Here is a 17,255-nt window from a genome sequence, read left to right as displayed (position 1 = left end):
CCAAGAAGACAACGATTTAGGCGAGGCTGTCATGAGGCGGGTTGTGGTCACCGGGATGGGTATCGTCTCGTCGATCGGAAACAACACCCAGGAAGTGCTTGCGAGCCTTCACGAGGCGAAGTCGGGCATTTCGCGGGCCGAGAAATATGCCGAGCTCGGCTTCCGTTCGCAGGTGCAAGGTGCGCCCACACTCGATCCTTCGACGGTGGTCGACCGGCGTGCGATGCGCTTCCTCGGTCAGGGTGCGGCGTGGAATCACGTCGCGATGGAGCAGGCGATCCAGGACTCCGGTCTGTCGCCCGAGGACGTCTCCAACATCCGCACCGGCATCATCATGGGCTCCGGCGGCCCGTCCGCCCGCACCATCGTGGAATCCGCCGACGTCACCCGCACCAAGGGACCGAAGCGCGTCGGTCCGTTTGCCGTGCCGAAGGCGATGTCGTCGACGGCGTCGGCCACGCTTGCGACCTGGTTCAAGATCAAGGGCGTGAACTATTCGATCTCCTCGGCCTGTGCGACATCGAACCATTGCGTCGGCAATGCCTATGAGACGATCCAGATCGGCAAGCAGGATGTCGTCTTCGCCGGCGGTTGCGAGGAGCTCGACTGGTCGCTGTCGGTGCTGTTCGACGCCATGGGCGCGATGTCCTCGAAGTATAACGACACGCCCGCCACCGCCTCGCGTCCCTACGACGTCAACCGTGACGGCTTCGTCATCGCCGGCGGTGCCGGTGTGCTGGTGCTCGAAGAGCTCGAGCATGCCAAGGCCCGCGGCGCACGCATCTACGGCGAAATCGTCGGCTATGGTGCGACCTCGGACGGCTACGACATGGTCGCGCCGTCAGGCGAAGGCGCCGAGCGCTGCATGCGCATGGCGATGTCGACCGTGAAGACCAAGGTCGACTACATCAATCCGCACGCGACCTCGACGCCGGCGGGCGATCCGCCTGAGATCGACGCGCTTCGCCGCGTGTTCGGCGCCGGCGAGAAGTGCCCGCCGATCTCGGCGACCAAGGCGCTGACCGGCCACTCGCTGGGCGCCACCGGCGTGCAGGAAGCGATCTACTCGCTGCTGATGATGAACAACGGCTTCATCTGCGAGAGCGCACACATCCAGGAACTCGATCCCGCGTTCGCCGACATGCCGATCGTGCGCAAGCGCATCGACAACGTGAAGATCGGCACGGTCCTGTCGAACTCGTTCGGCTTCGGCGGCACCAACGCCACCCTGGTGTTCAGCCGGATGGACGTGTGACGTCCCGGCGGACGCATTGGTAGTTTTTTCGTCATGGCCGGAGCAAAAGCGCGAAGCGCGTCTTCGCGCTAGATGTCTCGGCCATCCACGTCTTTGCTACCGGTGCGGAAGAGCGTGGATGCCCGGGATAAGCCCGGGCATGACGGACAGCGGAAGGTGATCGCGACATGGAAGGTCTGATGAAAGGCAAGCGCGGTCTGATCATGGGCATCGCCAATGATCATTCGATCGCCTGGGGCATGGCGAAGACGCTGCACGCCCACGGCGCCGAGCTTGCTTTCACCTTCCAGGGCGAGGCCCTCGGCAAGCGCGTCAAGCCGTTGGCGGAATCGTTGGGTGTGGAACTGGTGCTGCCGTGCGACGTCGAGGACATCGCCAGCGTCGACGCCACGTTCGACGTCTTGCGCGAAAATTGGGGCAAGCTCGACTTCGTCATCCACGCGATCGGCTTCGCTGACAAGAACGAGCTGAAGGGCCGCTACGCCGACACCAGCCGCGAGAATTTTTCGCGCACCATGGTGATCTCCTGCTTCTCGTTCACGGAGGTCGCGAAGCGCGCCGCCGAACTGATGACGGACGGCGGCAGCATGATCACGCTGACCTTCGGTGCGTCGGAGCGCGCGATGCCGAACTACAACGTGATGGGCGTGGCCAAGGCGGCGCTGGAAGCCTCCGTGCGCTATCTCGCTTCCGATTTCGGACCGCGCGGCATCCGCGTCAACGCGATCTCTGCGGGTCCCATCCGCACGCTCGCCGGCTCCGGCATCGGAGAGGCGCGTGCGATGTTTGCATACATGCAGAAGCATTCGCCGCTCCGCCGCGGCGTCACGCTCGATGAGCTCGGTGGTTCGGCGCTGTATCTCTTGTCGGATCTCTCCGGCGGAGTGACCGGCGAGATTCACTATGTCGACTCCGGCTACAACATCGTCCTGATGCCGCGGCCGGACGATCTGAAGACGCCGGACTAGGACTAACCCGCCGCGATCTTCTCCGCGCGCTGGAATGCCGGCCGCGCCATGCAGCGCGCGATATAGGCATCGAAGGCCGGGCGGGTCGGCACCATCTTGAACAGGCGCACCGCGAAGTTCAGGCCCGAGCCGATCGTGATGTCGGCGGCGGAAAATTTCTCGCCGAGAATCCACGGCCCCTTTTCGAGCGCCGCTTCCAGCACGTCGAACACCTGCGCCGCGCTGCCCCACGCGGCGGTCGAGGTCGGCACCTCGATCTTGGTGAAGATCTGGATGATCGCCGGTTCAATGCAACTCGGTGAGAAGAACAGCCATTGCAGATAGCGCGCGCGACGCGGATCGGTCACATCAGGGGCCAGCTTCGTCTCCGGATAACGATCGGCGATGTAGGCGCAAATCGCCGCGGATTCGCCGAGCGCGGCCTCGCCATCGCTGAGCGCCGGCACCTTGCCCATCGGGTTGACCTTCAAATAGTCCGGCGCTTTCTGGGCACCCGTCGAAATGTCGGTCAGCACGCGCTCATAGGGCAGTCCGCTCTCTTCCATCAGCCAGAGTGTCGAGAACGAGCGCGAGCGAGGCGACCAATAGAGCTTGATCATGGCGCAGACCTTTCGTCGGCATGAGGTAAGCCGGGGCGGATTCATGACGCGTCTGCATCGAATCCGCAATGCACGACGGCGCAGACCGCCGCCAGTCCGGATCAGTCTTCCTTGAGATAGCCGGGCAGGCCCCGATCGAGCCTGTCAGCGACGAGTGCCCGAGTCCTTTCGCGCAGCGTGGTGTTGGCCGAAGCTGCCGCCGGCGGGTCGGGAAACAGCGAGTTGTCGAGCTTGGTGAGCGGGTCTTCGGTCAGTCGCATGCTCGCGGCGAAGTTCGCGCCGAAATTCACAAAGGGGCGCTTGATCTCCTCGTAGCTGCGGCCGTCGATCATTGTGATCGCAACATTGGCAAACAGGTGCGAGTGACGGAGGATGCCGCCGATACCCTGATTGTAGGTGCCGATGCCGTTCAGCGTCATGTGGGAATTCGGCAACTCAGCCTTGAACGTGGTTGCGACAAGATAGCGCTCGCAATGCGCATTCGCAGTGAAGCTCCGCACTATGACCGGCAGAGGCTCTCCGGGATCCCGGATGAGAATCGTCTTCGGATTATAGAAGGGCTCGAAGACGCCCCTGGGATAGGCGATCCTGCGCACCGCAGGATCGTTGCCCGTTGCCGCGCGCACCCGCGCAAAGACGAGATCATCGAGGCCCCAGTCGATTGGGATCTCGCTTGCTTCATTCTCGAAAATCGTGAGACCGAATTTCTGCACGGAGTAGTGCTCTCCGATCACGGAAATCACGCCAAGCCGGCACGGGCCGCTCTCTGCCGCGACCGGCAGCTTCGTAATCGGCTTGGCCTTCGGCTTTGCGGCCTTCTTGGCCGCCGGCTTTGCCGGCGTCGCAGCCTGAGCGGGCGCCGCAGTGGGTGCGGGAGGCGTTTGCGCGACTGCCGAGGTCAGAAGGGACAGCAGCGCGATCAGCGAGACAGCAATTCGAACCATGGATTCCGGGGAGATCAGAGGCAGGCGGTGATCGGTCACGCCACACTAGGTGGGGATCATGACAACCGCAAGCTGCATCGGGAGGTCGGGCCTATCCGGCGGGCTCTCGCCTCCACCGGTAGTATTTCATGATGAACCCGTTCGATGGCTCGATCTCTTCCTTCTCGAACATGAATCCTTCGCGCTCGTACCAGCGCCAGGCCTTTTCGTTCTCGCGGATGCAGCGCAGGTACATCTCGTCGGGCATTTGCGTGCGTGTGAAGGCAAGCAGCTTCCGACCGAGCGATTGCCCCTGATAGGCGGGTCCGACGAACAGCATATCGAGATAAAGCTTTGGCAGATGCAGCGCGAGCATGGCGGCGATGGTGCCGTTGTCGTCGGCGACGAACAGGCTCCAGCCGTTCTCCATCTCGCGCCGGATGCGTGCACGCAAATTGGCCAGCAGGAATTCGCTGGTCTCGGCGAGGCCGGTCGAGACCCAGCTCTCCATCCAGACGCGGCCGATCTCGTCATATTCCTCAGCGCGTGCGGGGCGGATGATCAGGTCCGACATTGCGGTCTCTCAAGCCCTCTGGTTGCGCGCGGCCTGCCGCGGGCGCGCCTTGCCGGCTGACAGGCACACCACTTCGGAGATTTGCAGCAACTGGCGCGCCAGTGGACTTGTCTTGCGCCAGACCATGCCGATGGTGCGCGAGGGCTCGGGGTCCCGGAAGCGCGACAGCGAGACGGAAGCCGATCGCGTCTCCACCGACACCGCCATCTCCGGAATCAAGGTGACACCGATGCCGGCGCTGACCATCTGGACCAGCGTCGACAGCGAATTCGCGTCCAGCATCTCGCGTGGCGGGGCCGATTGCATGTTGCAGAACGACAGCGCCTGGTCGCGGAAGCAATGGCCTTCTTCGAGCAGAAGCAGCCGCATTTCGCGCATCATCTCGCGCGAAGGCGCCGGCGTGCCCGCATCCGTGCCCGGCCGCACCAGCAGGAATTTTTCCTCGAACAGGGCAACCTCGGTGAGCGACGGTTCGGAGACCGGCAGCGCGACGATGGCCGTGTCGAGCCGGCCCTCCACCAGTTCCTGGATCAGCCGCGGCGTCATCGTCTCGCGCACGCGGATGTCGAGCTCCGGATGCAAGCGCGTGAGATTCTTGGTGATCTTGGGCAGCAGATAGGGCGCGATCGTCGGGATCATGCCGATGCGCAAGCGCCCGGCAAAACGGTCCTGCGAGGCGCGGGCAAAATCACCGAGCTCATCGACCGAGCGCAGGATCTCGCGGACGCGCGGCGCGAGCTCCTCGCCGAACCGGGTCAATGCCACCTGGCGCGCACTGCGCTCCAGCAGCAGGCCGCCGAGCGCCTCCTCGAGTTCCTTGATCTGCATCGACAGCGCCGGCTGCGAGATGGAACAGGCCTCTGCGGCGCGGCCAAAATGACCATGGCGAGCCAACGCGTCGAAATACCGCAGCTGACGCAGCGTCAGATTGATCATCAGAAAAACCTATCGCAGCGATCATTAAAGTCAACTTCCCCTGATCGAAGGCCGCGCTTAGAGTGGTTCTACCTGGTCAATGGCGCGAGTGCGACGCCACCAGAGGAGGTATTCATGGACGACACTTCGAAGTGCCCGTTTTCGGGCGGAAAACCCACGCCGGTGAACCGTGACTGGTGGCCCACCAATCTCAGCATCGAGATGCTGCACAAGAATTCCGGCCTGTCCGACCCGATGGGCGAGGCGTTCGACTATGCCAAGGAGTTCAAGACGCTCGACCTGAATGCGGTCATCAAGGACCTGACGGCTCTGATGACGGATTCGCAGGAATGGTGGCCGGCCGACTTCGGTCACTACGGCGGTCTCATGATCCGCATGGCCTGGCACAGCGCGGGCACCTATCGCATCACCGACGGCCGCGGCGGCGCCGGTGCCGGTCAGCAGCGTTTCGCTCCGCTCAACAGCTGGCCTGACAACGCCAATCTCGACAAGGCGCGCCGTCTGCTCTGGCCGATCAAGCAGAAATATGGGCGCAAGATTTCCTGGGCCGACCTGATGGTGCTCGCTGGCAATGTCGCGCTGGAATCGATGGGCTTCAAGACGTTTGGCTTCGCCGGTGGCCGCGCCGACGTCTGGGAGCCGGAAGAACTCTATTGGGGTCCGGAAGGCACCTGGCTCGGCGATGAGCGCTACAGCGGCGAACGTCAGCTCGCCGAGCCGCTCGGCGCGGTGCAGATGGGTCTCATCTACGTCAACCCGGAAGGCCCCAACGGCAAGCCGGATCCGGTCGCCGCGGCCAAGGACATCCGCGAAACCTTCTTTCGCATGGCGATGAACGACGAAGAGACGGTTGCACTGATCGCCGGCGGCCACACCTTCGGCAAGACCCACGGCGCCGGTGATCCGTCGCTGGTTGGTCCCGAGCCGGAAGCGGGCGCGCTGGAGGACCAGGGCCTCGGCTGGAAGAGCAAGCACGCTTCGGGTCACTCGGGTGATTCCATCACCAGCGGTCTCGAAGTGACCTGGACCCAGACCCCGACGAAGTGGAGCAATTATTTCTTCGAGAACCTGTTCAACTACGAATGGGAGCTGACGAAGAGCCCGGGTGGCGCGAACCAGTGGACCGCCAAGGGTGCCGACGCGATCATCCCCGATCCGTTCGACAAGTCGAAGAAGCATCGACCGACGATGCTGACCACCGACCTCTCGCTGCGCTTCGATCCGGCCTATGAGAAGATCTCGCGTCGCTTCCTCGAGCACCCCGATCAGTTCGCGGACGCGTTTGCCCGCGCCTGGTTCAAGCTCACCCATCGCGACATGGGTCCTGTTGTGCGCTACCTCGGGCCGCTGGTGCCGAAGGAGACGCTGATCTGGCAGGATCCGATTCCGAAGGTCAATCACGAGCTCGCCAACGATCAGGACATCGCCTCGCTGAAGTCGAAGATCCTGGCCTCGGGCCTCTCGGTGTCCGAGCTTGTCTCGACGGCCTGGGCCTCGGCCTCGACGTTCCGCGGCTCGGACAAGCGCGGCGGCGCCAACGGCGCGCGCATCCGTCTTGCCCCGCAGAAGGACTGGGACGTGAACCAGCCGGCGCAGCTCTCCAAGGTGCTCGGCAAGCTCGAGGCGATCCAGAAGGACTTCAATGCGGGTGCGAAGAAGGTCTCGCTGGCCGACCTGATCGTCCTCGGCGGTTCTGCCGCGGTCGAGAAGGCCGCCAAGGATGCCGGCGTCGACGTCAAGGTCGGCTTCACGCCGGGCCGCATGGATGCGACGCAGGATCAGACTGACGTCGAGTCCTTTGCTCCGCTCGAGCCGCGCGCCGATGGCTTCCGTAACTACGTTAGCAAGAAGCATCAGTTCCTAAAGCAGGAAGAAGCGCTCGTCGATCGCGCGCAGCTTCTGAAGCTCTCGGGGCCTGAGCTGACCGTGCTGGTCGGCGGCCTGCGCGTGCTCGGGGCCAATGCAAACGGGTCGAAGGCCGGCGTCTTCACCGCCAAGGTGGGCACGCTCTCCAACGACTACTTCGTCAACCTGCTCGACATGAGCACGGCCTGGACACCGGTTGCCGACGGCTCCTACGAGGGCCGCGACCGCAAGACCAATGCGGTGAAGTGGACCGGCACGCGCGCCGATCTCATCTTCGGCTCGCACTCGCAGCTCCGCGCCTTCGCCGAGGTCTATGCCTCGTCGGATGCGAAGCAGCAGTTCGTGCAGGATTTCGCCAAGGCCTGGACCAAGGTGATGAACGCCGACCGGTTCGACCTCGGGGCTTGAGTTGTTGCACCTCTCCCGCGTGCGGGAGAGGTCGCTCTTCCGGAGCCAGCACAAACAAAAAGGGCGGCCTCTCGGCCGCCCTTCGCTTTCTGGGTTTGGCTTGAGCGATTACTCGCCGGCCGCTTCGCGCGGGGCCTTCTCGCCTTCGCCGCCCTTGTCCTTGCCTTCGAGGTCTTCGCCGGTGGTCTGGTCGACAACCTTCATCGAGAGGCGGGTCTTGCCGCGATCGTCGAAGCCGAGCAGCTTGACCTTGACCTTGTCGCCTTCCTTGACGACGTCGGAGGTCTTCTGCACGCGCGCCGAAGCGAGCTGGCTGATGTGGACGAGACCGTCCTTGGAGCCGAAGAAGTTCACGAAAGCACCGAACTCCATCACCTTGACGACGGTGCCGTCATAGATCTGGCCGACTTCCGGATCGGACGCGATCGACTTGATCCACTTGATCGCGGCCTTCATCGCCTCGCCGTCGGAGGAGGCGACCTTCACGGTGCCGTCGTCCTCGATGTTGACCTTGGCGCCGGTCTTCTCGACGATCTCGCGGATCACCTTGCCGCCGGTACCGATCACTTCGCGGATCTTGTCGGTGGCGATCTTGAAGGTCTCGATGCGCGGCGCGTATTCGCCGAGCTCGGCGCGGGCGTTGGTGAGCGCCTTCGCCATCTCGCCGAGGATATGGATACGACCGTCCTTGGCCTGGCCGAGGGCGACCTTCATGATTTCTTCGGTGATGCCCTCGATCTTGATGTCCATCTGGAGCGAGGTGATACCCTGCTCCGTGCCGGCGACCTTGAAATCCATGTCGCCGAGATGGTCTTCGTCACCGAGGATGTCAGAGAGAACCGCGAAGCGCTTGTCTTCGAGGATGAGGCCCATCGCGATGCCCGCGGTCGGCCGCTTCAACGGCACGCCGGCATCCATCAGCGCGAGCGAAGCGCCGCAGACCGAAGCCATCGAAGACGAACCGTTCGACTCGGTGATCTCCGAGACGACGCGGATCGTGTAGGGGAACTCGTGATGCGGCGGCAGCACCGGGTGGATCGCGCGCCAGGCGAGCTTGCCGTGGCCGATCTCGCGACGCTTGGTGCCGCCGAGGCGACCGGTCTCACCGACCGAGTAGGGAGGGAAGTTGTAGTGCAGCAGGAACGTCTCTTTGTACGTTCCTGACAGCGCGTCGATGTACTGCTCGTCCTCGCCGGTGCCGAGCGTGGTGACGACAAGGCCCTGCGTCTCACCGCGGGTGAACAGCGCCGAGCCGTGGGCGCGCGGCAGCACGCCGACTTCGGCGATGATGTTGCGCACGGTCTTTGAGTCACGGCCGTCGATGCGCTTGCCGGTGTCGAGGATGTTCCAGCGAACGATCTTCGCCTCGAGCTCCTTGAACACGGCGCTGATGCGCAGTTTGTCGTATTTCGGCTCCTGCCCTTCGGGGAAGTAGTGGGCAATCACCTTTTCCTTGACCTTGCCGACCGCGGCGTAGCGATCCTGCTTGACCGGAATGGCGTAGGCGGAGCGCAGGTCCTGCTCGACGAGGCCGAGCATTTCCTTCTCGAGCGCGGCATTGTCGATGACGGTGACTTCGCGCGGCTCCTTGGCGGCCTTCTCGGCGAGCTCGATGATCGCCTTGATGACCGGCTGGAAGTGACGGTGACCGAACATCACCGCGCCGAGCATGATCTCTTCGTTCAGTTCCTTGGCTTCCGATTCCACCATCAGCACGGCGTCGGCGGTGCCGGCGACGACCAGGTCGAGCTGAGTGTCGGCCATCTCGTCGAGCGTCGGGTTGAGGATGAACTCGTCATTGGCGAAACCGACGCGGGCCGCGCCGATCGGGCCCTTGAACGGCGCGCCGGACAGGGTCAGCGCGGCCGAGGAGGCCACCAGCGCGACGATATCGGGATCGTTCTCCATGTCGTGCGACAGCACGGTGGCGATCACCTGGGTTTCGTTGCGCCAGCCGTCGACGAACAGCGGACGGATTGGACGGTCGATCAGGCGAGAGACCAGCGTCTCCTTCTCGGTCGGACGGCCCTCGCGCTTGAAATAGCCGCCGGGAATGCGGCCGGCTGCGTAGGTCTTTTCCTGGTAGTCGACGGTCAGCGGCAGGAAGTCGACGCCTTCACGCGGCGCCTTCGCGGCGACGACGGTGGCGAGCACCACGGTCTCGCCGTAGGTGGCGAGGACGGCGCCGTCGGCCTGGCGGGCGATCTTGCCGGTTTCGAGCTTGAGAGGGCGTCCGCCCCAGTCGATCTCGACTGAATGCTTATTGAACATAGAGGTCTTCTTTCATGGGTTCTCGAAAGAAGGGACGGCTCGAAAAACAAAAACCATGTCAAGATTGCAGGACGCTGATCGGAGCGGGCGATCAGCGTCCTGCGATCCTGCCATGGTTTTTGGATGTCGGATGGCGTCCATCCTTTCGGGTCATACGGGCACCTTGCCCGTTGCGCCCAGCCGCCGGATTGCTGCTGGACTGTCAGTCGGCACGTTCGCGAACACCGAACCGCGGTCTTCGCTCATCGTGCCCCGGATGCGAAGCACCGTTGGCCCGCACACCGGACGTACGCGTGAGGCTCGATCAAAAACCCTGAAATAAGCGCTTTCGCTCGAAACCACGCGCTAAAACGCGCGCCAGTGGCGCGCGCAAGAACTCTTAACGACGAATGTTGTGCTTCTCGAGCAGCGCCTTGTAACGCGCCTCGTCCCTCTTCTTGAGGTAGTCGAGGAGCGAACGGCGAGTCGAGACCAGCTTCAAGAGGCCACGACGCGAATGGTTGTCCTTCACGTGGGTCTTGAAATGGCTGGTGAGGTTGTTGATGCGTTCCGACAGGATCGCAACCTGAACCTCCGGCGAGCCGGTGTCGCCGGCCTTGGTGGCATTCGTCTTGATGACTTCCGCTTTGCGTTCTGCGGCAATCGACATCGTCAATTTCTCTCGTTGCGACCGGTTGAGGCAGTCAAGCCGGTCAGGTTGAACACACGCTTGGGGATGATTTCGCCATTGCCAACTTCAGCAAGCGCCAAAAGACGGCCTGCCACCGTGACATAGACTGTGCCGCTACAAGTGGGCGCATCCCGTCCGCGCAACAAAACGGCTTGGCCCCGATGGAGCCTTGCCGCATCAGCCCGAGTGACGGCCAGTGCCGGGATGTCGTCCAGCGCGGTCTCAACGGGCATCAGCGCGTCGGCGAGGCTTCCCTCGCCGGACGCGGCTCTATCGCACAAAGCCTCCAGCTGATCCAGCGGAATCATGTCATTTTCGCTGAATGGGCCGACCAGGGTCCGCCGCAGCGCGCAGATATGACCGAAAGTACCGAGAATCCGGCCCATATCGCGGGCCAGTGCCCGGACATAGGTACCCTTGCCGCACTCGGCTTCGAACACGGCCCTGTCATTATCCGGTTGATCCACAAGGGTTAAATGGTGAATCTCGACCGGGCGGGGTGCCAGTTCCACGATCTCGCCGTCACGGGCCAGATCATAGGCCCGCTCGCCCTGGACCTTGATCGCCGAATAGCGCGGCGGAACCTGCTCGATCACCCCGGTGAAACGGGGCAACAGGGCTTCGATGGCCTCCCGGGTCGGACGCTGGTCCGAGGTCGCGGTGACCTGGCCCTCGATGTCGTCGGTATCGCGCTCCTCGCCCCAGCACACGGTGAAGCGGTAGCGCTTGCGGCCGTCCATGACGAAGGGGACCGTCTTGGTGGCTTCGCCGAGCGCGATCGGCAGGCCGCCGGAGGCGAGCGGGTCGAGCGTCCCGGCATGGCCCGCGCGCTTGGCATTGAACAGGCGCTTGAGCACGGCAACAGCCTGCGTCGAGGTCATCCCGATCGGCTTGTCGAGCACGACCCAGCCGTGGACGTCGCGCCGGTCGCGGCGGACCTGGTTGCCCTTCTGCTTGTTGTTGGCGCGCGGATCGTTGTTGACACGACGCGCCTCCTGATGCGGCTGCGCATTGCCGCCGACATCTGCAAAATTATTTTTCTGCATGTCGCGCGTATCGGCCTCTTCGCTGCCGATCGTGCCCTGAGCCGGGTCCATCATCATTGCTCTTCTTCCCGATCCGAATCCGGATCCTGTTCCAGGTCCTTCTGCACCGCAGGTGTTCGCAAAAGCTTCTCGATCCGTTCCGCTTCGTCGAATCGCTCGTCGACGCGGAAGCGAATGTCAGGTGCAAATTTCAGGTTAACGCGCCGCGCGACCTCGCCGCGCAGGAATTTCTTGTTGCGATCGAGCGCAGTGATGACGAGCTCGGTGTCGCGGCCACCAAGCGGCATCACGTAGATTGTCGCGAGCTTCAGGTCGGGCGACATCCGAACCTCCGGCACGGTGATGATGTGACCTTCGAGGTCCGCATCATGCACGCTGCCTTGCGCCAGAATCTCGGCTATCGCGTGGCGAACCTGCTCGCCGACGCGCAGCTGACGCTGCGACCCGCCGGGCGCGGAGCTTTTTTTCTGATGATGGCGCGGCATAGTCGAAAATCACCTTGTCGTGCCCGCGTTTGGGACACGAGCATTGTCGTTTGTCCTGTTGAAACGAACGCGGCGCGGATGGCCGGAAAAAATCCGGCCATCGCACTCCCGCAATTTCAGCTCAAAAAGATCCGGGCGCTTCGGTAAGATTTGGACTTACAGGGAGCGCTGGATCGTCTCTACGCGATAACACTCGATCACGTCACCGGCACGCATGTCGTGATAGTTCTCGAAGGCCATGCCGCATTCCTGACCGGACTGGACTTCCTTCACTTCGTCCTTGAAGCGCTTCAGCGTCGACAGCTTGCCTTCGTGCACGACGACGTTGTCGCGGATCAGGCGCACATTGGCGCCGCGTTCCACGGTGCCGTCGGTGACGCGGCAGCCGGCAACCTTGCCGACCTTGGAGATGTTGAAGATCTCCAGGATCGAGGCATTGCCCAGCATGGTTTCGCGCAAGGTCGGCGCGAGCAGGCCGCTCATCGCCTTCTTCACGTCGTCCACGAGGTCGTAGATGATGTTGTAGTAACGGATCTCGATGCCGTTGCGCTTGGCGGCCGCAGCGGCTTCCTTGTTGGCACGAACGGAGAAGCCGATGATCGCGGCGTTGAAACCTTCCGCGAGCGTCACGTCGGATTCCGAGATGCCGCCGACGCCGGCATGGAGGATGCGGGCCGCGACTTCGTCGGTGCCGAGCTTCTCCAGCGAGCCGAGGATCGCTTCCAGCGAACCCTGCACGTCGGCCTTGATGATCAGCGGGAATTCCTTGCGGCCCGCCGTCTTCAATTGCGACATCATCTGCTCGAGCGAGCCGCGCATGCCGGAGATCGAGGCAGCCGCGTTCTCGCGCTTCTGGTGTGCGCGGTAGCTGGTGACCTGACGGGCGCGGGCTTCGTTCTCGACCACGGCGAGACGATCACCTGCTTCCGGCGGACCGTTGAAGCCGAGCACCTCGACCGGCACCGAGGGACCGGCTTCCTGCACCGTCTCGCCCTGATCCGAGATCAGCGCGCGGACGCGGCCCATTTCAGCGCCGGCGACGATGATGTCGCCGACACGGAGCGTGCCGCGCTGGACCAGCACGGTTGCGACCGGACCCCGGCCGCGATCGAGCTTGGCTTCGATCACGGTGCCTTCGGCCGGACGCTCCGAATTGGTCTTCAGGTCGAGGATATCGGCCTGGAGCGCGATCATCTCGAGCAGCTTGTCGAGATTGGTCTTGTTCTTGGCAGACACTTCGACGTCGACGACTTCGCCGCCAAAAGATTCCACCTGCACCTCGTGCTGGAGCAGCTCGGTGCGGACGCGCTCGGGCTTGGCATCGGGCTTGTCGATCTTGTTGATGGCAACGATGATCGGCACCCGTGCCGCCTTGGCGTGGTTGATGGCTTCGACGGTCTGCGGCATCACGCCGTCATCGGCCGCAACCACCAGCACGACGATATCGGTGACCTTGGCGCCGCGGGCGCGCATCGCGGTGAACGCGGCGTGGCCGGGCGTGTCGATAAAGGTGATCTTCTTGCCGCTTTCGGGCGACAGCACCTGATAGGCGCCGATATGCTGGGTGATGCCGCCGGCTTCGCCGGAGACCACGTTGGCATGGCGGAGCGCGTCGAGCAGCGAGGTTTTGCCGTGGTCGACGTGGCCCATCACGGTCACGACGGGGGAACGCGTCTCGGTATCGGTGGAATCGTCGATCGAGTCGAACAGGCCTTCTTCAACGTCGGATGCGGCAACGCGCTTGACGGTGTGGCCCAGTTCTTCGGCGATCAACTGCGCAGTGTCGGCGTCGATCACGTCCGTGATCTTGTGAATCGCGCCCTGCTTCATCAGCATGCGGATGATTTCCACCGCGCGCTCGGCCATGCGGTTGGCGAGCTCTTGGATGGTGATGGCTTCAGGAATGACCACCTCGCGGATGAGCTTTTCCTTCGGCTCGTTCGAGACATGGCCCTTCAGGCGCTGGGTGCGGCGACGGAACGAGGCGATCGAGCGTTCGCGCACCTCGTCGGCATTGAGCGCGGTGACGACGGTCAGGCGGCCACGCTCCTTCTGCGGGCCAGGCTTATGGGTCGGCTTGGGCGCCACCACAGGACGCGCTGCGCCGCCGGGACCGCGACGGATCTGGCGCGGACCGTCATCCTCGTCCGGTCCGGCCGCGACACCGGGAGCACGAGCCGCCGGGACGCCCGGCCTGGCCGTGGTCGTTCCGGGCCGCGCCGTCGTCGTTCCAGGGCGTGCGGTCGTCGTAGTGGTTCCGGGCCTGGCTGCGGGAGCTCCTGGCCGGGGCGCAGAGGTGGCCGGAGCCGCCGTCGTTGCCGGGCGTGCGGCGGATGCGGGCTGCTCGCCTTCGCCAAAACGCTTCTTGGCTTCGGTCTCGGCTTTGCGCTTGGCCTCGTCCTCGTGACGGTGGCGCTCTTCCTCGGCCTTGCGGCGGGATTCGGCGGCTTCGCGGTCGGCGCGCTCGGCGGCCTCGCGAACCGAGCGGCGCTGCGCCTCTTCCTCGGCCTGGCGGCGCTCTTCGACTTCGCGCACTTTCGCGTCTGCCAGCGCACTGGCGCGGGCGGAGCGTTCGTCCTCGGTCAGCGTACGCAGCACCACGCCGGAGCCGGCGTTGCGTGGCGGCGCCTGGCGTGCGGGGGCGGGCGCAGGCGCGGCCGGTGCCGGCTTCGCAACAACCGTGGGAGCCTGCGGCTCGGGGCTGCCGTCGATGCGGCGCTTGCCGCGCTTCTCGACCACGACCTGCTTGCTGCGGCCGTGGCTGAAGCTCTGGCGTACGGTGCCCGTTTCGACGCGCGGCTTGAGCGATAGCGTCTTGCTCGGAACGCTCAGCTTCTTGTCGTCAGGGGTCTTGGTATCAACCATTAAGCAGTCCTAATCCTGATTTATCAGTGTTGTGCGTTGCCGCACCGTCCTATCGGGTCGTCGTGTCTCTCAGAAATCCTGGCCGGGCTTTTCGGCAGTCTTGTCAGCGTCCGCCATCCGGTATCGGACCAGCATCTGGCTACGTGACAGGAATGACTTGCTCGCCGGGCCCGCGAGCAGGGCAGCATGTATCACATTTGACCGGGTAAGTGCCAAATCCAATTCTTCAGATTTCAATGCGGTGACGACCGGAATCAACGGCTGGACGCCGTCATTTCCGCCTTTTTGCCGCGCCAGCATGTCCAATTTGCGGATTCCGTCCGCGGCCCCGTCGCTGGCGTGGATCAGGACCTCGACCGTGCCTCCCCGCAGGGCGCTTTCGACCTTGCCGAAACCGGCAACGATCTGGCCCGCCTTGGCGGCAATCCCAAGGGCCTCTGCCACGCTCCGAACCAGCAGCGTCTCGATGTCGGCGGGAAGCGTCGGAGGGATGCGCAGGTCGCGCTTGAAGGCTTTGGTAAATTGGTGACGCCGGACCGCTTCCGCAACCACCTGTCGCGACGCCGTGACCCACATGCCCCGCCCGGGCAGCTTGCGCTTGAGATCGGGAACTATGTCGCCCCCGGGCGATACGACGAAACGGATCAGTTCGTCGATCGGCCGGACCTCGCGGCTGACAGCGCACATGCGCATGGTCGCGGACCTTTCGGCCCGCGGTCCATGGTCAAGTTCGTTGTCAGTGCTGGCAAGCATCCGGGCGACATTCTCCTTCGCCCTTAAGCCGGCTGATCTTCGGCCGCGTCAGCCTCTTCGGCCGGCTTGGCGAGGTCAGCCTCGGTGATCCAGCCGGCCTTGACACGGGCCTGCATGATCATGGCTTCCGCGTCGTCGCGGGAGATGCCGAGGCCGTCGAGCGCACCGGCAAACTTGGTCTGCTCGCCGCCTTCCTTGCGCTCGGTCCAGCCGACCAGATCGTCGGTGGCGCAGCCGGCGAGGTCCTCGACCGTCTTGATGTCGTTCTCGCCGAATTTCACCAGCATCTTCGAGGTCACGCCGGGCACGTCCTTCACGGCGTCCTCGACGCCGAGCTCCTTGCGGCGGGCCTCGATCTCGGCTTCCTGCTGATCGAGATATTCGCGGGCGCGGTTCTGGAGCTCCTGTGCGGTCTCCTCGTCAAAGCCCTCGATGCCTGCGAGCTCCTTGAGGTCCACCATCGCGAGTTCCTCGACCGAGGTGAAGCCTTCGGACGCGAGCAGCTGGCCGACGACCTCGTCGACGTTGAGCGATTCCATGAAGACGCGGGTGGAATTCTCGAAGTCGGCCTGGCGGCGCTCCGATTCCTCCTGCTCGGTCAGGATGTCGATGTCCCAGCCGGTGAGCTGCGAGGCGAGGCGGACGTTCTGGCCGCGACGGCCGATCGCCAGCGAAAGCTGGTTGTTGGTGTCGGGCACGACGACTTCGATACGCTCGCGGTCTTCGTCGATGACGACCTTGGAGACTTCGGCCGGCGCCAGCGCATTGACCACGAAGGTCGCGATGTCGGGCGACCACGGAATGATGTCGATCTTCTCGCCCTGCAATTCGTTCACCACGGCCTGCACGCGCGAACCGCGCATACCGACGCAGGCGCCGACCGGATCAACCGAGGAATCGCGGGAAATCACGCCGATTTTCGCGCGCGAGCCCGGATCGCGGGCTACTGCCTTGATCTCGACGATGCCGTCATAGATCTCGGGCACTTCCTGCGCGAACAGCTTTGCCATGAACTGCGGATGGGTGCGGGACAGGAAGATCTGCGGGCCGCGGGTTTCGCGGCGGACGTCGAAGATGTAGGCGCGGACGCGGTCGCCGTTGCGGAACACCTCGCGCGGCAGCATCTCGTCGCGGCGGATGATGGCTTCACCGCGGCCGAGATCGACGATCACGCTGCCATATTCGACGCGCTTGACGACGCCGTTGACGATGTCGCCGATGCGGTCCTTGAATTCCTGATATTGCCGGTCACGCTCGGCCTCGCGCACCTTCTGCACGATCACCTGCTTGGCCGACTGCGCGGCGATGCGGCCGTATTCGAGCGGCGGCAGGGTGTCTGCGATGGTGTCGCCGACCTGGGCGCCCGGATTGGCGCGCTGCGCGTCGACCAGCGAGATCTGGTTGGAGTGGTTCTCGACCTTGTCGACCACCAGCATATGGCGCGACAGCCGCAGTTCGCCCTTCTTCGGGTCGATCTCGGCGTGAACGTCAGTCTCGCTGCCGTAACGGGCGCGCGCGGCCTTGGCGATGGCATCTTCCATCGCCGCGATGACGATGCCGCGATCGATCGATTTCTCGCGCGCGACGGCGTCGGCGATCTGGAGCAACTCAAGTCGATTGGCGCTGACTGCCATGG

Annotated in this window: 15 protein-coding genes; 4 read left to right on the top strand and 11 right to left on the bottom strand. The window is 64.0% G+C overall.

Annotation, left to right across the window (positions count from 1 at the left end; translation table 11 throughout):
- Window positions 1-31: 31 nt before the first annotated feature.
- Together fabB and fabI are read left to right on the top strand one after the other, a co-directional pair.
- A complete protein-coding gene (gene fabB, locus JQ631_RS18415) occupies window positions 32-1,255 on the top strand; it encodes a beta-ketoacyl-ACP synthase I (protein ID WP_212328089.1) in 1,224 nt (407 codons plus the stop codon).
- Window positions 1,256-1,422: 167 nt separating this feature from the next.
- The gene (fabI, locus tag JQ631_RS18410; RefSeq protein ID WP_212328088.1) at window positions 1,423-2,223 is read left to right on the top strand and encodes an enoyl-ACP reductase FabI; all 801 of its coding nucleotides are present in this window, start codon (window positions 1,423-1,425) and stop codon (window positions 2,221-2,223) included.
- 2 nt (window positions 2,224-2,225) lie between these two features.
- Here the strand turns inward: fabI and JQ631_RS18405 are convergent, their stop codons facing one another.
- From JQ631_RS18405 to JQ631_RS18390, 4 genes are all read right to left on the bottom strand, one after another.
- The gene (locus JQ631_RS18405; protein WP_212328087.1) at window positions 2,226-2,822 is read right to left on the bottom strand and encodes a glutathione S-transferase family protein; all 597 of its coding nucleotides are present in this window, start codon (window positions 2,820-2,822) and stop codon (window positions 2,226-2,228) included.
- Between the two features lie 101 nt (window positions 2,823-2,923).
- Complete coding sequence (locus JQ631_RS18400) at window positions 2,924-3,766, bottom strand: hypothetical protein (protein WP_212328086.1); 843 nt, start codon at window positions 3,764-3,766, stop codon at window positions 2,924-2,926.
- 91 nt (window positions 3,767-3,857) lie between these two features.
- Window positions 3,858-4,319, bottom strand: coding sequence for a GNAT family N-acetyltransferase (locus tag JQ631_RS18395; RefSeq protein WP_212328085.1), 462 nt, complete (start codon window positions 4,317-4,319; stop codon window positions 3,858-3,860).
- 9 nt (window positions 4,320-4,328) lie between these two features.
- Window positions 4,329-5,255 (bottom strand): hydrogen peroxide-inducible genes activator, encoded by a 927-nt coding sequence (locus tag JQ631_RS18390; RefSeq protein ID WP_212328084.1) that lies wholly within the window; start codon window positions 5,253-5,255, stop codon window positions 4,329-4,331.
- 114 nt (window positions 5,256-5,369) lie between these two features.
- On the opposite strand from JQ631_RS18390, the gene katG reads away from it, so the two are divergent.
- Complete coding sequence (gene katG, locus JQ631_RS18385) at window positions 5,370-7,529, top strand: catalase/peroxidase HPI (protein WP_212328083.1); 2,160 nt, start codon at window positions 5,370-5,372, stop codon at window positions 7,527-7,529.
- Between the two features lie 108 nt (window positions 7,530-7,637).
- Here the strand turns inward: katG and pnp are convergent, their stop codons facing one another.
- The 4 genes from pnp to rbfA all read right to left on the bottom strand — a co-directional run bounded on the left by pnp (window position 7,638) and on the right by rbfA (window position 11,947).
- Window positions 7,638-9,800: a polyribonucleotide nucleotidyltransferase gene (gene pnp, locus JQ631_RS18380; RefSeq protein ID WP_212328082.1), complete on the bottom strand. Its 2,163-nt coding sequence runs from the start codon at window positions 9,798-9,800 to the stop codon at window positions 7,638-7,640.
- A 379-nt stretch (window positions 9,801-10,179) separates the two neighbouring features.
- A complete protein-coding gene (gene rpsO, locus JQ631_RS18375; RefSeq protein ID WP_011083602.1) occupies window positions 10,180-10,449 on the bottom strand; it encodes a 30S ribosomal protein S15 in 270 nt (89 codons plus the stop codon).
- 2 nt (window positions 10,450-10,451) lie between these two features.
- Entirely contained in the window at window positions 10,452-11,573 is a 1,122-nt protein-coding gene (gene truB / locus JQ631_RS18370; protein WP_212328081.1) for a tRNA pseudouridine(55) synthase TruB, read from the bottom strand.
- Window positions 11,570-11,947 carry a 30S ribosome-binding factor RbfA gene (gene rbfA / locus JQ631_RS18365; protein ID WP_349645002.1) on the bottom strand — a complete coding sequence of 126 codons (378 nt, stop codon included), beginning with the start codon at window positions 11,945-11,947 and terminating at the stop codon, window positions 11,570-11,572. The genes truB and rbfA overlap by 4 nt, the downstream gene beginning before the upstream one ends.
- Here rbfA and JQ631_RS32575 point away from each other — a divergent pair.
- Complete coding sequence (locus tag JQ631_RS32575; protein ID WP_349645007.1) at window positions 11,864-12,148, top strand: hypothetical protein; 285 nt, start codon at window positions 11,864-11,866, stop codon at window positions 12,146-12,148. The genes rbfA and JQ631_RS32575 overlap by 84 nt on opposite strands.
- A 9-nt stretch (window positions 12,149-12,157) precedes the next feature.
- Here JQ631_RS32575 and infB read toward each other — a convergent pair whose 3' ends face one another.
- The 3 genes from infB to nusA form a co-directional block, all read right to left on the bottom strand.
- The gene (gene infB / locus JQ631_RS18360; RefSeq protein ID WP_212328079.1) at window positions 12,158-14,866 is read right to left on the bottom strand and encodes a translation initiation factor IF-2; all 2,709 of its coding nucleotides are present in this window, start codon (window positions 14,864-14,866) and stop codon (window positions 12,158-12,160) included.
- A 69-nt stretch (window positions 14,867-14,935) separates the two neighbouring features.
- Window positions 14,936-15,619 (bottom strand): RNA-binding protein, encoded by a 684-nt coding sequence (locus tag JQ631_RS18355; protein ID WP_212328078.1) that lies wholly within the window; start codon window positions 15,617-15,619, stop codon window positions 14,936-14,938.
- A 23-nt stretch (window positions 15,620-15,642) separates the two neighbouring features.
- Entirely contained in the window at window positions 15,643-17,253 is a 1,611-nt protein-coding gene (gene nusA, locus JQ631_RS18350; RefSeq protein ID WP_212328077.1) for a transcription termination factor NusA, read from the bottom strand.
- Window positions 17,254-17,255 lie beyond the last annotated feature (2 nt).

This window comes from Bradyrhizobium manausense (assembly GCF_018131105.1).
GTDB lineage: Bacteria > Pseudomonadota > Alphaproteobacteria > Rhizobiales > Xanthobacteraceae > Bradyrhizobium > Bradyrhizobium manausense_B.
Note: the sequence above shows the minus strand (reverse complement) of the source record. Positions and strands in the feature narration are given on the sequence as shown.

What these genes read in the sequence shown, in the direction of transcription:
- JQ631_RS18355 (WP_212328078.1), bottom strand. Translation starts at nt 15,619, where the DNA reads ATGCTTGCCAGCACTGACAACGAACTTGACCATGGACCGCGGGCCGAA.
- JQ631_RS18405 (WP_212328087.1), bottom strand. Translation starts at nt 2,822, where the DNA reads ATGATCAAGCTCTATTGGTCGCCTCGCTCGCGCTCGTTCTCGACACTC.
- katG (WP_212328083.1), top strand. Translation starts at nt 5,370, where the DNA reads ATGGACGACACTTCGAAGTGCCCGTTTTCGGGCGGAAAACCCACGCCG.
- nusA (WP_212328077.1), bottom strand. Translation starts at nt 17,253, where the DNA reads ATGGCAGTCAGCGCCAATCGACTTGAGTTGCTCCAGATCGCCGACGCC.
- fabI (WP_212328088.1), top strand. Translation starts at nt 1,423, where the DNA reads ATGGAAGGTCTGATGAAAGGCAAGCGCGGTCTGATCATGGGCATCGCC.
- pnp (WP_212328082.1), bottom strand. Translation starts at nt 9,800, where the DNA reads ATGTTCAATAAGCATTCAGTCGAGATCGACTGGGGCGGACGCCCTCTC.
- truB (WP_212328081.1), bottom strand. Translation starts at nt 11,573, where the DNA reads ATGATGATGGACCCGGCTCAGGGCACGATCGGCAGCGAAGAGGCCGAT.
- JQ631_RS18400 (WP_212328086.1), bottom strand. Translation starts at nt 3,766, where the DNA reads ATGGTTCGAATTGCTGTCTCGCTGATCGCGCTGCTGTCCCTTCTGACC.
- JQ631_RS18395 (WP_212328085.1), bottom strand. Translation starts at nt 4,319, where the DNA reads ATGTCGGACCTGATCATCCGCCCCGCACGCGCTGAGGAATATGACGAG.
- infB (WP_212328079.1), bottom strand. Translation starts at nt 14,866, where the DNA reads ATGGTTGATACCAAGACCCCTGACGACAAGAAGCTGAGCGTTCCGAGC.
- JQ631_RS18390 (WP_212328084.1), bottom strand. Translation starts at nt 5,255, where the DNA reads ATGATCAATCTGACGCTGCGTCAGCTGCGGTATTTCGACGCGTTGGCT.
- fabB (WP_212328089.1), top strand. Translation starts at nt 32, where the DNA reads ATGAGGCGGGTTGTGGTCACCGGGATGGGTATCGTCTCGTCGATCGGA.
- rpsO (WP_011083602.1), bottom strand. Translation starts at nt 10,449, where the DNA reads ATGTCGATTGCCGCAGAACGCAAAGCGGAAGTCATCAAGACGAATGCC.